The following is a 15,508-nucleotide window of genomic DNA, read 5'->3' on the forward strand; positions in this document are numbered from 1 at the left end:
CTTTTCGTCAAAACTGATTGTTGACACAACAACCCAGGGCCTATACGTATGGAGCAAAGCAGAATACGGGAAAATAATGATCTCGTCTATCGCCCCCGTATTTCGCTGCGCTCATAGGGGGTACTTTGCTAGACCTTTATGGGCATCTAATCAAGAGAATGGCGGAGTGAACGGGACTCGAACCCGCGACCCCCGGCGTGACAGGCCGGTATTCTAACCAACTGAACTACCACTCCCATTTCGCTGGCTTACCTTTGTAACTTAAGAATACAATTTTGAGGCATAGTGGGTGCTGAGGGATTCGAACCCCCGACATTCGCCTTGTAAGGGCGACACTCTACCAACTGAGCTAAGCACCCAAAATTTTCTCAAGCACTCTCCCAAAATACAAAAAAAGCCTCAGAATCATCGACCCTGGGGCACAGAAGATAACTGATCTACCGTACTTAATCAAGTCTACACTTTTTCTTTATTAACTGCGTCTTTAAGTTTTTTGCCGGCTCTAAATCGAGCCACTGTTACAGCAGGAATCTGCATTGCGTCGCCGGTTTGTGGATTGCGGCCCGTTCGAGCTGCGCGCTGACTGGTTGTAAAACTACCAAAACCGACAAGAACCACGTCTTCACCTTCTTGTAATGATTTTGTTACCGAATCAACAAATGCATCTAACGCGCGGCCCGCGGCATTTTTTGAAATGTCAGCTGATTGTGCTATAATTTCAATAAGTTCGTTTTTATTCATAAATTCCTCTCGGTAGTTCCATCAATTAACGAAAGGCAGGTTTCGCCCAACCTTCCTCTGACAACTCAGGTTATACCAACTGCTTTCTATAACTGTCAAGCAATGGTTTCGCTTAACCCTCCTCAATGAAATTTCAAATCATTGTGGACGGTATCAGTAAACAACTTCTTGTAAAAAATTTTGATATTCCAATTTAAGACTGAGTGCCATAAAATTATCCGAGAGCGACAAGCTATCGCTGCGAAAAACCTGGCATTGTGGGGATGGTTAAAATTGTTCGTGAAAGTTACCCGGATCTGACAGCTCTAGATCCTGAAGATCATCATTATGATCCTAATAATACGCCGGAAATTCACGTTGGCTAATGGTCGATTAAATTCCGAAAAAATTCCCTGGGGTTATTTCACTGTAAGAATTACGACAAAACCCAAAATTAAAAGATCTCCTAATTTTGCGCAAAGGCAATCGTTTGTCTATTACTACTAATAGCACCCCAATGTGCTTTTTAGTAAAGCACATTGGGGTGCGATAATGAAAATGGAGCAATATTGGATGTTTGCTGTTATTTATAGAGGCTATAGTAAAGTCAAATAAAGAAAAAGAATACCGACAATTATGGCATCAAATTGCGACTTATTTTGTGGAAAACGTGGAGCATTGGGGTCGTGTCTTCACAAGACAAAAGAAGGATTATCGTTGGCGTAACTCTCGCTGGTCAGATAAAGAAACATGTGATGCTTCTTGTTCAGGCGAAGATGCGCCTTGTGAAATGTTATCGAATAATATTCGACAAGCCATTGTGCAAACTAAAGAATGCATCGACCAAGAATGACAATTTCCTGAAATTAGTATAGAAATGCTGGATGATTTATTCTCCCTACCGTTAAAGCATCGACTTTAATGGTCGGTTGCCAAACACCAACAGGGACAGATTGGCCGGCTTTTCCACATGTGCCTATGCCTGAATCTAAAACTAAATCATTTCATACCATTGAGACTTTAGTCAACACATCCGGTCCGTTGCCAATTAAAGTAGCGCCTTTCACAGGTGGGGTTACTTTCCCCTTCTCAAGGAGATAAGCCTCACTGATCGAAAAAACAAAGTTCCCAGAAGTGATATCGACCTGTCCCCCGGAGAAATCAACCGCATACAATCCTCTTTCTACCGAAGCAATAATTTTTTGAGAATCACTTTTCCGGGTAACAAATAAGTATTCGTCATCCGAGGCATAGGCAAATGAGCGTAGGACTCACGTCGTCCGTTCCCCGTGGGGGACATCTTCATTAAATGAGGAGCGTTGTGCCGGTCTTGTATATAGTTTTTTTTAGAATGCCTTTTTCAATTAATACGGTTTTTTGCGTCGTTGTTCCTTCGTCATCTATGCTCAACGATCCTCGTCGGTCCGGAACTGTTCCATCATCCACCACGGTGCATAAAGAAGAAGCCATTCGTTCTCCTAACCGTCCGCTAAATGCGTAGCTGCCTTTGCGATTAAAGTCGCCTTCTAGACCATACCCGATCGCTTCATGCAATAAAATTGCCGGCCAACCGGGGGGCCCGCCCCCCAATACGATTGGAAAGGTGTGCCTGCAGGCGAATTATCAGCTTTTAAGTTTAAACACGCTTGGTAAACCGCTTTGTCGGCGTATTGAAACGTCGCCGAAGTGAGCATTTATAACCGCCCCAAGCCCCCTTGCCACCTCCGCTGCCCTGAGCCCGCTGGACATTCTTTTCAACAATCCCGTGGACGTACATACTGACCAACGGACGCAAATCCGCCGCCATCAATCCGTCGCTATTTATAGAATAAGTAGGACTTCATTTTGGCCGGTTAAACTCACAATGACTTGTTTAGCCCACGGATCTTTTGCTCGAGCATAATCGTCAACTCGCCTTAATAAATCAACGATGCCAGCCGCCGGCATTGAATTAATCGGATTAGAAGGAGGGTACAAAGGCCGAACCAACGTTTTATGCAGCACATTGACCGATTGGCCGCTTTGGGAATACGCTATGCTTTTCGCCGAGTGAGCAGCTTGGAGCAATGCTTTCACGTTAATGTCATCTGCAAAACAAAGCCCGTTTTTTACCGCTTAAAACGCGCAATCCAAATCCACGATCAATGCTAAAACCACCCCCTTTTACAATTCCATCTTCCAAAAACCAACTTTCTTCCTGAATATTTTGTAAAAAGATGTCAGCGCCATCAGCGAAGCGCTCTATCGCTCGCCCAATGATTTTTCCAAAAAGTTAGCATTGATATCGAAAGGTCGTAAGAGAGAATCGGAGGCCGTTTGGATTAAATCACTCATAAATAAATGTCCAAGAAAGAGTTGAATTTGTACCGAAAAAACCTTAATTAAAAATTAAAGTTCTTTAAAAACCCATTTTAGGAGGATAGTTCAGTTTCTGCGGGTGCAGGCAGTGTGTATCAGGCTTATTCCAAGAGCCCGTAATATGGTAATTCACCTGTGCCGCTTTGCCAACATAAGGGGCTAGTATTTTATCGGCCATCCAGGTGATTACGCCAGCCAACGGTCCACCAGCGAGGCCCAGAATTAATGGTAATATCGAAGTAATATTTGGTACCACTTGTAAATGAAAATCATAATTTTTATTTGCAAATCCAATGAGTCCTTTGATTCGCACCCATGCCACATCCCCAACTAACGAAGCATTCTGTGTTTTTGCCACTCCTTTTGATAATAAAAAATTACCTCTCAAAAAATTAAAAGCAAAACCTTTTTTAGAAAAATTGGTGAAATTTAGCGGCAATTTCGGAAGCGATTGCAGACTAAATAAATTGAGAAGTCGGCCGAAGTCCAGTTCTGATTCAGTGGTTTTTGTTAATTCGCTAACTCGTCCGCTATAGAAATTAAGTTTAATATCGCCATTCAATTGAGCAGCTTTAAATTGGTCAGGCGATCCCGGCCACTTGACGGAAAAATCCGCTCGGCCTTTTCCACCATCTAGGGCGCGGGTAATTTTCCATTGTTTTAGCAGATCACCCAAATTAGGACTCGTAAAACTTCCAGAAAGGGTTGTTTGCGAGCGTCCTATTTTCGTTCGCCACATTCCTGTCGCATCAATATTAAATAAAGGCGCTATTACAGTAAGCTTATCAATTCTTAAACCCTCCATGCTTCGTGAAGTTTGCAAGGCTAATTTTCCCAATATTTTTTTACTATAGTAGAAGTTATCAACCACTAAGTCCACCGGCGGAAACGCCTGTGAATTCCATTGTTTCTTCTTAGCTTTAAATTCAGGCAAATAAAGACGTGAAAAATACCCTCGCCAATAATCATCAAGTCGATTAGGAATTAGAAGATTCCCCTCTATTAATGGATTTTGAATATCGACGGACCAGCCTTTATTAACGGGTGAAACAAGCAGCGAGGTTGCTACATCGTTAGAAGAATCCTGATAATACACTTTAATGTTTGAAAGTTTATTCCCATAAAAAGAAAGGTGGGAAATTAAAAGACTAACATCTTGAGACAATTTGTTAAAAGGTGCAGGTAATGTGGATTGGATGCCGCTTAAATCGGTTTCGATACTTAAACTGCCTTGTTGCGAGTTTTTCCCATGTAAATTTAAAAGTGCCCGATAAGTAGTTTCTCCATTTAAATAATTTAAAACAGACCATTTAAATTTTTTCTGTAATGCTCGCATAGCAAGCTCGCCGCTCATTTCAAATTGAAAAACGGGCGATTGACTCGAGGGATTAAGTGTTGCAATATGGAATGCGATCGGTAGCCCCAACCAGTTTGCAAAAACCTGGTCAGCAGAAAAATCCTCATTAATAAAGTGGAAATTACCATTGATATGGTCGAGTATTATTTCCCAGTTGTTTAAGGAAAATTGGCCGTCCTTAACGACTAACTGCCCTTCAGCTCTCACCTTTTGATTGGAATGATCCAGCGGTATTCTCAGTTTTAAATTTAAATTCATGGGACCCTGAACGGTAGTGCTTTGCATTCGTTTGGCAACAGAAAGTGGAGCAGCTTTTAAAAATTTAAATCCGTTGACAAAATTTGATGTCGAATGTCCACTCACCGATAAAACAGGGTCTTTCAGGTCAGGAATAACCGCTTTCAAATTGTCCAAGGGATTGCCGGATATGTTTGCATGAGACGCTACAATACATAATTGATTGTTATGAAACATTACCTTGGCTTTGATATTTTGTAAAGCGGGCCAGCCAGAATGGTAATTCAAGGTAACACGATCAACATTAGTAACAGCATCAAAAGAACCTTCTTGATGAAGAAAAGGGAACCGATCCAACGGTCCTTTAAAATTCACCGTTCCACTGGTGATTTTTCCCGTTGAAAATGCTTGATTTAACCACGCTCGTAAATGAGGACTTAGACTGCGAGAGGGAAAATAATTTTTAATGGCATTTATGTTTTTTAGACTGATTTTCCCGTGCAAATTAACAAAAGGAGAGCCTTTCGCTGGCAGCGATAAAAACCCTTCGCCGCGCCAATATAAATTGTTATTTTGAATATTCGATTGTGATACTTGAAAATGCCAACCCGATGCTGGGTGATCCGCTGTGACATCAATTGCACCCATTAAATGCGCTTCCCCGGGCCAACCGTCTTTGGGTTGAAAATTTAAATCTTCAAAGCCAGTTATGATTTGATAATAAGGCGTTTGTGAGCGTTCAGAATAAAGTAAAGTAAAATGTCGCAATATCCCTGAAGGTTTTAATCTCTGAAACAGGGTTTGAATTCGTTTCGGCTGATAGCCTATTTCAGCGGTGAGAGTTTGTATATCAGACAAATTAAAATAATCGTTTTTCAATAAAAGACCTATTCCCGATTGGGAGTGCGTGACGCGGACGCCAAAAGTATGTTCGGGCCATTGCCTTCCATTCATTTGCAAATTCATATGATCGGCCGTTAATCCCCAACCGTTCGCATAATGTTGCCAATATAAATTAGCGTTGAGTCGATCGATAAAAAGAGGGGAATGTGATTTGGCCATGCTTAAACGAACCTGATTGCTTTTCACAACGCTTTGAACAGATTCAAGCTCATTGTTTTTAAATTTAGCCCACAGTTGCACATTCCCACGACCATCTGTCAACGATATCGTTTTAAAATATTTTTGGAGGAAATAACTACTTTCCCATTGGAAGAAAACAAGATTTTTAATATCCAGATATAATTCGGCGTTTTTGGAAGATCCTTGCAATAAAAATTGAAATCGAGTAGGGAGGATGCTTTGAGATAAACTTCCTACACCCACTATTTGTTGATGCAATAGCCCATTAGTCACTTTAAGACGTAAATGCGTAAGAGGAATTAGCTGGCCTTCAACCGTATGATAATAAATATCAATGTTTTTCAACATGAGATTGGACTGATTCAGCAGGCCCAAAAAAACTTTTTTCATCTCGCCTAAATCAGCAAAGACCTGTTTTTTTTGCACGATCATGCCCTCGACGTTCAATTTACCATCTTTTCCCTCAACCACGTTGAAACGTGCTCCCGACAACCAGACATGCCCGGGGAATAAACGCCAATGAATTAGGCTTTGAAAGAGATTAACACTAATGGAGAGTTGGCTAACGCGCAACAATGATTTGTGGGTGGGACCCGTCACGATAACTTTCTGGAAGGTTAATACGGGATTGAAGCCATACCAGCTTGTGGTGATTTGGCCAATATGAACCGGTTGATGTAAGGCATGACTTGCCCAATGCTCAAAAAAATTGCGTTGGTGGTTGAGGAGCGGAACGGTTAGACGGACACCGCTGATGAGAACGGCAAAGAGAATGATAAGACTCGCCGCTGTCATCATTCCCCATTTCAAACAGCTTCGTAGGAGAATTTTAATCATTAACCTAATCTAAAACGACTCTGATAATCTTTTAATAAAACTCGTACCCAAGGCCACAAGAGAGTCGTGCTCATGAGGGATAGCCAATATTTCGCTGTCGCTGGTGATGCGCCAGCCATCGCCATAATCCAATATTGTAACGCTAAATAAACAGCGGTGGCGATAAAAACGAGTATCATTTGCTGCCAATTCGGCAGGCTGTGTATGATCGCTTGAAAGCGGATAATAAAATAAGCGATGATGGTGAATATCAACGCATGTTGTCCCAATATCGTGCCTGACAGCAAATCAAAAAGCAGCCCCCAGATGAAAGCAGCCCCTATCCCCACCCGATACGGAAGAGCAATCATCCAAAATAACAGCACTATCAAAATCCAAGCGGGTTGGTACCAGACGGCCCATGCTGGTAAAGGCAATATCGTCAACATCATCGCCGTTATTAGCGTGAGGCCAGTACCTAACAAGTCTTTGACATAATTACCTTCCATTATTCTTACTCTTTCTCTTTCTCTTTCTCTTTTAAGTTCAATTCTTGACGGACGTCTTGAGCCAACGAGGCTTTGTTCGGCCAAGTCATCAATACTTGCTGGGATTGATCAAGATGAGCCGAAGGTTGTAAAGTAATCGTTGCAAATTGTTTAGTCGGATCACGTTCAAGCTCAGACACCACTCCCACAGGATAGCCTACCGGGTAGCGCAATCCCAACCCTGAAGATACGAAAAGGTCGCCTTTTTGGATATCACTGGTATCGGGAACATTGATCAATAGGAGCTTCCCTGAGCTACCCATGCCAAGAGCGATGGCACGAATGCCATTGCGATAATCTTGCACGGGAACAGCACTTTTAGGATCAGAAATAAGCATTACTTTACTCGTCAGCAGGCCAGTGTGAATCACTTGCCCAACCACACCATAGGCATCAAGCACAGGTTGGCCTACATAAATATGATTCCTCATCCCTTTATCCACAATAATCTGTTGAAGGTTAGGATCTAAATTCACCGCCAGTAATTGCGCGACCACCACACGAGCGCCTCCCACATAGGCGGTAGATTTCAACAATGTCCGTAACTGGGCATTTTCCCGTTCCAGCGCCAACAATTTTTGCAGTTTTGATTCCAACAACAACTCGTGTGCGCGTAACCGCGCATTGTCGGCCACTAACTGTTCCTGAGTAGTGATATTGATAGCAATCCAATGGATGGTCTTTACGGGGACGCTGACTAAATATTGAAGGGGAAGAGCCGTAAGGGCTAAATAAGCCCGTATTTTTTGGAAAAAAATGACCTTCTGATCTAAAACGACCAATGCGATCGCTAGGACTATGTAAATAAGGGTGCGCAGCCCAGGTATCGAAGAGCGTTTAAAAATTAACTTGTTCATACATCACGCTGCACCAGCGGGAGCCAGCATGCGTAGCCATTCTTACTTTTGAAAATAGCCTTCCCTTTACACAAAGATATTTTTACCTAATCCCGTGAAAGAAATTCACTTTCCATCGAACGCATCAATTCTAACGCTCGTCCTCCACCTCGGGCGACACAGGTTAAAGGATCTTCAGCCGCCACTACTGGCAAGCCCGTTTCTTCCATTAATAAACGATCGATATCCTTTAACAAGGCCCCGCCTCCTGTTAAAACCATTCCTCTTTCTGCAATATCAGCAGCCAACTCAGGGGGCGCTTGCTCTAAAGCAGCGCGAACGGCGCCCACAATCCCCGAAAGGGGTTCTTGCAGTGCTTCAAGGATTTCGTTGTTAGTCAAGGTAAAACCGCGAGGCACGCCTTCGGCTAAATTGCGCCCTCGTACTTCAATTTCTTTTACTTCATTGCTTGGAAAAGCACCACCAATTTCATGTTTAATCCGCTCTGCCGTAGTTTCACCAATCAAAGTACCGTAATTACGACGTACGTAACTGATAATAGCCTCATCAAAACGGTCGCCACCGATTCGCACCGATTCCGCATACACAATACCGCTCAATGAGATGATAGCGACCTCAGTCGTTCCTCCGCCTATATCCACCACCATAGAACCGCTAGCCTCTTCAACCGGCAAACCAGCGCCCATCGCAGCGGCCATTGGTTCTTCAATTAAATACACTTCACGCGCACCTGCGCCTAAAGCAGATTCTTTAATGGCGCGACGCTCAACTTGAGTGGAGCCACAAGGAACGCAAATTAATACCCGCGGACTCGGACGCAAGAATCGGGTTTTATGTACCTTATGAATAAAATATTGCAACATCTTTTCGGTAACGTGAAAATCAGCAATAACGCCGTCTTTTAACGGTCGCGTCGCTATAATATTGCCCGGGGTGCGACCTAACATTCGCTTAGCCTCAGTTCCCACTGCAGCCACGCTTTCTTGCCCCCCGCGAGCATCGCGACGAATCGCAACAACGGATGGTTCATTCAACACAATGCCACCTTGCTCAACCATATAAATCAAGGTATTGGCTGTCCCCAAATCGATTGAAACATCGTTTGAAATCAAACCACGTAGTTTTTTAAACATAGGTATGAACATTACAAATCCCTTCCTACATTGGACAACGCAAAAATTGAAGGCTTACTTTAACTGAAATTTAAAGTTGAGGGAAGTATTTGCGAGAAGGAGTTGGTCGGATAAATAACCACTTTTAAAAGCAGAGATTATTTTAAAAAACCAATGCATCCTACTTTTATTTTGTGTATTAATATACGCACTCAATAGATAGAGGAGGCGGAGAAAAAGGGGTCTCAAAAGAAGCAGGGGATTAAATGGAGCTGTATACCTATCGTGCCATCATTAATTTTGTCTGGTTTAGGTGAGTCAGGCTAAATTTTTGATGATCTGAATCAATTAGAGTCATTAACTTCATTTCGCCATTATTGTAGCCTGCCCGGCTAGCGCCTTTTGTTGCCGTTTTCTGAGCGGAAAAATGGGGACCCCCCGTGAGTGTACAGTTTTTTTATGTAAGGAAGAGCTCCATTAACTATGATGGCTGTAATTTTTTAGATACAAGGGGCCTCTATCATTACCCACCCGTGGTGAAGCGTGAAAAACTTAAACCCCGTCGCCCTCCGCGGGGCATCTGCTGTATTATTGAAGCATACAAAACCTTCACGGCGGAGTCAGGAGGAGACCTAAAAGACTAGGGGCTAAGAAAAACACCGATGGTGCTTTTCTTAGCCTTTTAGCCGGGACTCCCGTGACTTCGGCTGTGAAAGCCCTCGATTCTTTGTCTGTCAGTAGACGGCCCACGCACGGGAACGACGGACATCTTTTTGTAACTAGTCAGCCTATGGATAAGAAACTTTTTAAACTTGGTGATCCCGCTCAGGAGTCCAGGCGCGCTTTTAGCGCACAGCGCACGTAGTGCGCTGGGTTCCCTCCTACATGGGGGACGATGAGGGAGCGGGATAACGGGTTTAAGTTTTAGCTTTACTAAAGGATCGAAATTGCGTCAATATCCTTAACATAATAGAACACGACGACTTTCTTCAACATTTGGTTCAAAGACTGGTTGATCATTGTGAGGAAACGAAAACAAGGCGGATTTACACTCCCGAAGTCTTTCACTATTCCCACCTTCTTTAAGAAAAAGTTTCAATGGCATTTGCATTTCATGATAATTCATCCAATTTAAAAGCAAAGCCAACACTGCAAAAGCAGCGTAACTTCCATAAAATAAAATATAGTTTATTCTTTCATACTAAATACTAAAAAGATAAATTATCTTTGATCAAATCAACCACACGCCCCAGAAAAGGAGGACTCATTGTTGCCGTCGATATTAGAATCCCCTACGTGGTTTTCAAAAGAGTTGAAATTCTATGCCATAGAAATAAATGGATGTTTTTCAAAAAAGGTCCTTAAGGCTGGGCGCGTTTCCCCGTTTACATTCGTTGGAATTTTCTTCTAACTCTACAGGATCAGTTAACAATTGTGTGTTTTCGGAACCCCTCACTTCTATTTCCTGCAACCGATTCTCAGGATTTGCATAATACGCCTTTCTTAGTTGCCAATCATTGAAAATAGTTCGACCCAAAGTATAAATACTAAGGGCAGCACTAGCCCCTACTTAAAGTAAGCAGAAAATTCATTTTTAATATTACCATCAGTCGTAAAAATATAATCCTTTGAAAAAGGAGCAATCACTTTATTTTTATCTAATTAAAAATACAAGTACCGAATCGACAGTCATTAGAGGCAAAGCTGTCAAATCTTTTTTCTTCAACGGAGCATCATGTTTATCTTTGAATTGAAACGAGTTGTCTCATAAAAAATCTCCTCTTATTATCTTACAATAAGGAATTTATTTTCTTAAGAAGAATTTAAAACGACAGTAACATATTAACCCATGGGGTCAATATTAATTGATTAATTTAATTTTAATTTAAGTAAATAATGGCGTGTGGTTAATTAAATCAGGTAGTTCACTCACTTCACCCATTGCAATTTTCATAAAACAATTTTTAACTGGGTTAAGGCGATCCGTAATATTTAATCCTATATTGCGCGCTTGTACAATAAATGGAAACTGAACACTGAAACATTCTTTAAAAAGACGCATGGCGGCTAGCATTATTGTATTATCGCCTTTTCGCCAACGCTCATAACGGCGCAATGTGCGTAAGTTTCCAAGACCCTGGTTTTTTTGATGGGCGTCGATAAAACATTGAGCTAAACAAGCCCCATCCATAAAACCTAAATTAACTCCTTGTCCCGCTAACGGATGAATCGTATGCGCAGCATCGCCAATTAATGCCATGCGTGAACCGATGTATTTTTTGGCATGGCGCATAATTAAGGGAATGGCTTTCGGGTAAGTGAGTCGTCGAATTTTTCCCAATCGCAACCCAAACGCATTATTTAATTCTTCATTAAATTCAGTTTCATTCAACGTCATTAAATGATTGGCTTTTTCGGTAGCCACCGACCAAACAATGGCACAATGCTGTGGATCAGCCAAAGGTAACAACACTAAAACAGCCTTTGGTAAAAAAACTTGCCAACCTGTTTGCTGATGTGCATTTTCAGTTTTGACCACAGCCACTACTGCGCTTTGTTCGTAAGGTCGCTCATTAATTTCAATGGACATATGTTGGCGCAACCAAGAATGCCCCCCGTCGGCACCCACCACGCACGGTGTTTGAATTTTTCGATCGTTATCTAATTCAAGCTCGACGAAATTCATCGTATGAAACAATTGTTTTGGTTTTGCCGGACAAATAAATTCGATTAAAAGGTCCCCTTGGCATTTTTGCCATAAAGCGCGAATTATTTCACGATTCTCAACGATAGCACCAAACGCGCGAGCCCCTACTTTGGCACTATCAAAAGTAATTTTAGCGCCGCTAAGACCATCCCAAACTTTTAACTTAACTAAAGGCGAATAAGTCGGTTTCCGAATCTCTTGCCAAACGCCTACCGTTTTTAACAAACGTGTTGAAACAGCATTAATAGCGCTCACGCGCGAATCTAAAGTTTCTTTATTCCAACGTAATAACGGTTTTTTTGCCTCGATAATGACGGTATTTATTTTGGCTTTTGCTAATAGCCTTGCCAATAATAATCCCACCATTCCAGCGCCAACAATGGCTATCGGTTTTTTCTTGAACTCAGATTGCGTCATCCAATTTCAATCCTTGCATTAATTGCGGTAACTGACCAGAAAGACCCATTAGGCGTTTGGCTAAACGTTTTTTAAACGGGGGTAACAAACCCGTCGCCAATAAACCAAACCCTCGCGCCTGATTGGCTAATGGGAACTGTACACCAAACCATTGCGAAAGACCGCGAGTTAATCCCGTTATTCGCGCTTGGTCGGCTTTCCGCCATCGACTATATGCTTGCAAAAAGCGGATATCGCCTAACGGTTTTAATTGACGGCGTGCGTCGATTAACACTTCGCTTAGCACAGCCGCGTCTCGCAATCCTAAATTAAATCCTTGAGCAGCAATAGGATACAGCGTATGCACAGCATTACCAAGCATAACAAAACTTGGGCGAACTTGTTCTTGGGCAATTAACATTTGTAGTGGAAAGAGTTTTCCACGCTCAACGGATTGGATAGCGCCAATATAAGGTTTAAAAATCCGATCTAATACCGCGCAAAATTCGTCATCAGACCACTGCCCGACCTTATCTGCTTTTGTTTTCGGTAACGTCCAGACCAATCGGCATTGGTTAGCTTGAAAAAGCGGCAAAAGGGCTAGCGTCCCTTGTGAGGTAAAGCGTTCGTAAGCAATCTGGTTGTGGGGCTGTTTTAAGCGCAATAAAGCAATAAGCGCCACTTCGTTTTGGTTCTCTTTTTCAACGGGAATTTTTAATAAGCGACGTGCTGTGGAGTGGGTCCCATCGGCGGCGATTAATAAAGCAGCTTGTAACTGTTGCTGCCCATTTATTGTCGAAAAAATAACCTGCGCATGATTCGAATTGCATTGAATATCATCAATAGTCGAGATAGGAACGATCTCCACGTTTTTTTGCAAAGCAGCTCGTTGATAAAGGCTCTGTTGCAATTTTGAAAAAGACACGACATAGCCTAAGGCAGGCACATTAAATTCACCCGCGTGAAAACGAAGCGCGCCCAGCGCTCCTAGATCCGACACATGAACCGTCGAAATCGGACAAGCCTCATTCGCTAAACCATCCTCTACCCCCAGGTTTTTCAAAATTTGATAACTACCGAAAGATAACGTCAGCGGTCTTACATCGTTCGATGAAGTTACGGCAGCTGATGGCAAATGGTGCTCAAGGATTTTGATTCTTATCCCGTGACCTTGTAAGGCCACCACCACGCTGGTGCCTACCAGGCCGGCGCCAATGATGATGATGTCAGTTTGATTCATGTTAGTGTATCTGAATTTTAAATATCCCTTCTCTCCAGTGGGAGAATAAAATGGGATATTACATCCTACCATGTTAAGGCTCGCGGCTAATAGCGAAATCGAGTATTATGTATATTATAAGGACACTTCAATTGAGAGAGGGAAAATATGACCAATCTTATTGCCGACCGCCTATCAGCCTTACGTCGTTTAATGCATGAAATGGGGGTCGATTATTATTACGTTCCTTCCACCGACCCTCATAAAAACGAATACGTTCCTTCCTGTTGGCAACGGCGCGCCTGGATTAGTGGTTTTACGGGATCAGCGGGCGATGTAGTCGTTGGAATCGATAAAGCTTTTTTGTGGACAGACCCGCGTTATTTTCTTCAAGCCGCACAACAGCTCGACGATTCCCTCTATTATTTAATGAAAATGGGACAAGGTGAAACACCCGCGATTGAGCAATGGTTAACTCAGCAAAAAAACGGCATTGTTTTTGCCGTTGACCCCCGGTTAATTAATCTTGAACAGACCAAAAAAATTCACCGCGCTTTAGAAAAACAAAATGGAAAATTATTAGCCATTGATAAAAACTTAATCGATCGCGTTTGGGAAGATCAGCCGCTGCTTCCCAAAGCATCCATTCAACTTCAACCGTTGCAATACGCCGGTCTTAGCGCGGAAGATAAATTAGCGGCTCTGCGTCAGACGTTACAAAAAGAGAGTGTAGATGCCATCATCTTAAATACGCTAGACGCTATTGCGTGGCTTTTTAATATTCGTGGCAATGACGTTGCTTATAATCCGTTGGTTATTAGTTATGCTGTCATTACGCAAAACGAAGCTAGTCTTTTTGTAGACCCTCACAAAATTATTGAAGAGGATCGATCTTATTTTAAAAAAATTCCCGTTCACATAGAGCCTTATGAAAGTATCGGAAAATCGCTAGAGTCATTATCAGGCTCGGTATGGCTGGACCCAGGAGCGACTAATTTATGGCTTCGAGACCAGTTAAAAAACGTAGCTTCTATTATTTTAAAACCATCACCTATTACATTGGCAAAAGCATTAAAAAATCCCGTGGAACAAAAAGGAGCGAGAGAAGCGCATATTATCGATGCCATTGCGATGATTCAATTTTTACACTGGCTTGAAAATCATTGGCAATCGGGAGTGACTGAAATATCAGCAGCTGAAAAATTGGAATTTTTCCGCCGCAGTGATTCTCGTTGTCTGGATTTAAGTTTTCCCAGCATTAGTGGATTTGGTCCGCATGGTGCGATTGTGCATTACTCGGCAACAACCGATACTGATGCCAGCATTAATGATTCGGCACCCTATTTAATTGATTCGGGCGGCCAATATCATTGTGGAACCACGGACATTACCCGAACTATTCACCTTGGAACTCCTACAGAAGAAGAAAAACGCCTTTATACCTTAGTGCTCAAAGGGCATTTAGCGATTCGCCAGGCTGTTTTCCCGAAAGGGGCTTGCGGGGAACATCTCAATGCCCTAGCGCATCAATTTTTATGGCGTGAGGCACTGGATTATGGACACGGCACGGGACACGGCGTCGGCAGCTATTTCTGTGTCCACGAGGGGCCGCAGGCAATAACTTCTCGTTATACCGGCATTCCTCTGCAACCTGGAATGATTGTGAGCAACGAACCGGGTGTTTATTTAACCAATAAATATGGAATCCGAATTGAAAATCTTTGCCTGGTCACGGAAAAGTTCACCGTTGACGACAGCCTCACCGGGGACGGGCCTTTTTACAGTTTTGAAGATCTCACACTGGTTCCTTATTGCCGTAAATTAATTAATCCTAACTTGCTCACCTCTGAAGAAATCCAGCAAATTAATGACTACCATCAACGAGTTTACCAAACCCTAAGGGACTTATTACCGGCCAATGAATTAAACGATTGGCTCCATGAGGCCACCACCCCGTTATAAATGACGCACAACAACCCAATGAAAAGTGCGCTCTTTAAAGGGGGCGTTATAATGCGCCAACACAGAATTTCTATTTTAAATAAAGAGCAGGTGATGAAAGATATTAAAATACTTGGTGTTGATATTTATTGCAAAA

6 protein-coding genes, 2 tRNA genes and 7 pseudogenes are annotated in these 15,508 nt (G+C 42.5%); 3 read left to right on the top strand and 12 right to left on the bottom strand.

What is annotated here, in order from left to right; all coding sequences use genetic code 11:
* Window positions 1-159: 159 nt before the first annotated feature.
* The 4 genes and pseudogenes from FIV31_RS04860 to FIV31_RS04875 form a co-directional block, all read right to left on the bottom strand.
* Window positions 160-236 (bottom strand) — tRNA-Asp (locus FIV31_RS04860).
* Between the two features lie 50 nt (window positions 237-286).
* Window positions 287-359 (bottom strand) — tRNA-Val (locus FIV31_RS04865).
* Window positions 336-454: pseudogene (locus FIV31_RS04870) on the bottom strand (hypothetical protein); the annotation flags it as partial. The pseudogene FIV31_RS04870 and the gene FIV31_RS04865, both read right to left, overlap by 24 nt.
* Before the next feature lie 2 nt (window positions 455-456).
* Window positions 457-741 (bottom strand): HU family DNA-binding protein, encoded by a 285-nt coding sequence (locus tag FIV31_RS04875; protein ID WP_280124009.1) that lies wholly within the window; start codon window positions 739-741, stop codon window positions 457-459.
* Window positions 742-980: 239 nt separating this feature from the next.
* Between FIV31_RS04875 and FIV31_RS04880 the strand changes: the two are divergent.
* Together FIV31_RS04880 and FIV31_RS04885 are read left to right on the top strand one after the other, a co-directional pair.
* Window positions 981-1,284 (top strand): annotated as a pseudogene (locus tag FIV31_RS04880) (EVE domain-containing protein); the annotation flags it as partial.
* 9 nt (window positions 1,285-1,293) lie between these two features.
* Window positions 1,294-1,570 (top strand): annotated as a pseudogene (locus FIV31_RS04885) (hypothetical protein); the annotation flags it as partial.
* Between the two features lie 16 nt (window positions 1,571-1,586).
* On the opposite strand, the pseudogene tldD reads toward FIV31_RS04885, so the two are convergent.
* The 8 genes and pseudogenes from tldD to ubiH form a co-directional block, all read right to left on the bottom strand.
* A pseudogene (gene tldD / locus FIV31_RS04890) lies at window positions 1,587-3,054 on the bottom strand (metalloprotease TldD).
* A gap of 77 nt (window positions 3,055-3,131) precedes the next feature.
* Window positions 3,132-6,592: pseudogene (locus FIV31_RS04895) on the bottom strand (YhdP family phospholipid transporter).
* On the bottom strand, window positions 6,592-7,080 hold the full coding sequence (mreD, locus tag FIV31_RS04900) for a rod shape-determining protein MreD (protein ID WP_280124010.1): 489 nt from the start codon (window positions 7,078-7,080) through the stop codon (window positions 6,592-6,594). The pseudogene FIV31_RS04895 and the gene mreD overlap by 1 nt, the downstream one beginning before the upstream one ends.
* A gap of 5 nt (window positions 7,081-7,085) precedes the next feature.
* Window positions 7,086-7,976 (bottom strand): rod shape-determining protein MreC, encoded by an 891-nt coding sequence (mreC, locus tag FIV31_RS04905; protein WP_280124011.1) that lies wholly within the window; start codon window positions 7,974-7,976, stop codon window positions 7,086-7,088.
* Window positions 7,977-8,062: 86 nt separating this feature from the next.
* Window positions 8,063-9,109 (bottom strand): rod shape-determining protein, encoded by a 1,047-nt coding sequence (locus FIV31_RS04910; protein WP_280124014.1) that lies wholly within the window; start codon window positions 9,107-9,109, stop codon window positions 8,063-8,065.
* Window positions 9,110-10,005: 896 nt separating this feature from the next.
* Window positions 10,006-10,857 (bottom strand): annotated as a pseudogene (locus FIV31_RS04915) (Dot/Icm T4SS effector MceA).
* Window positions 10,858-10,973: 116 nt separating this feature from the next.
* The gene (locus FIV31_RS04920) at window positions 10,974-12,212 is read right to left on the bottom strand and encodes a UbiH/UbiF/VisC/COQ6 family ubiquinone biosynthesis hydroxylase (protein WP_280124012.1); all 1,239 of its coding nucleotides are present in this window, start codon (window positions 12,210-12,212) and stop codon (window positions 10,974-10,976) included.
* Window positions 12,199-13,431: a 2-octaprenyl-6-methoxyphenyl hydroxylase gene (gene ubiH, locus FIV31_RS04925; RefSeq protein ID WP_280124013.1), complete on the bottom strand. Its 1,233-nt coding sequence runs from the start codon at window positions 13,429-13,431 to the stop codon at window positions 12,199-12,201. The genes FIV31_RS04920 and ubiH overlap by 14 nt, the downstream gene beginning before the upstream one ends.
* A gap of 116 nt (window positions 13,432-13,547) precedes the next feature.
* Here ubiH and FIV31_RS04930 point away from each other — a divergent pair.
* Window positions 13,548-15,372: pseudogene (locus FIV31_RS04930) on the top strand (aminopeptidase P family protein).
* The last annotated feature ends 136 nt before the right edge of the window (window positions 15,373-15,508 follow it).

It is taken from the genome of Coxiella endosymbiont of Ornithodoros amblus, from assembly GCF_019425495.1.
Classification (GTDB): Bacteria; Pseudomonadota; Gammaproteobacteria; order Coxiellales; family Coxiellaceae; genus Coxiella.

What these genes read in the sequence shown, in the direction of transcription:
- FIV31_RS04875 (WP_280124009.1), bottom strand. Translation starts at nt 741, where the DNA reads ATGAATAAAAACGAACTTATTGAAATTATAGCACAATCAGCTGACATT.
- mreD (WP_280124010.1), bottom strand. Translation starts at nt 7,080, where the DNA reads ATGGAAGGTAATTATGTCAAAGACTTGTTAGGTACTGGCCTCACGCTA.
- mreC (WP_280124011.1), bottom strand. Translation starts at nt 7,976, where the DNA reads ATGAACAAGTTAATTTTTAAACGCTCTTCGATACCTGGGCTGCGCACC.
- FIV31_RS04910 (WP_280124014.1), bottom strand. Translation starts at nt 9,109, where the DNA reads ATGTTTAAAAAACTACGTGGTTTGATTTCAAACGATGTTTCAATCGAT.
- FIV31_RS04920 (WP_280124012.1), bottom strand. Translation starts at nt 12,212, where the DNA reads ATGACGCAATCTGAGTTCAAGAAAAAACCGATAGCCATTGTTGGCGCT.
- ubiH (WP_280124013.1), bottom strand. Translation starts at nt 13,431, where the DNA reads ATGAATCAAACTGACATCATCATCATTGGCGCCGGCCTGGTAGGCACC.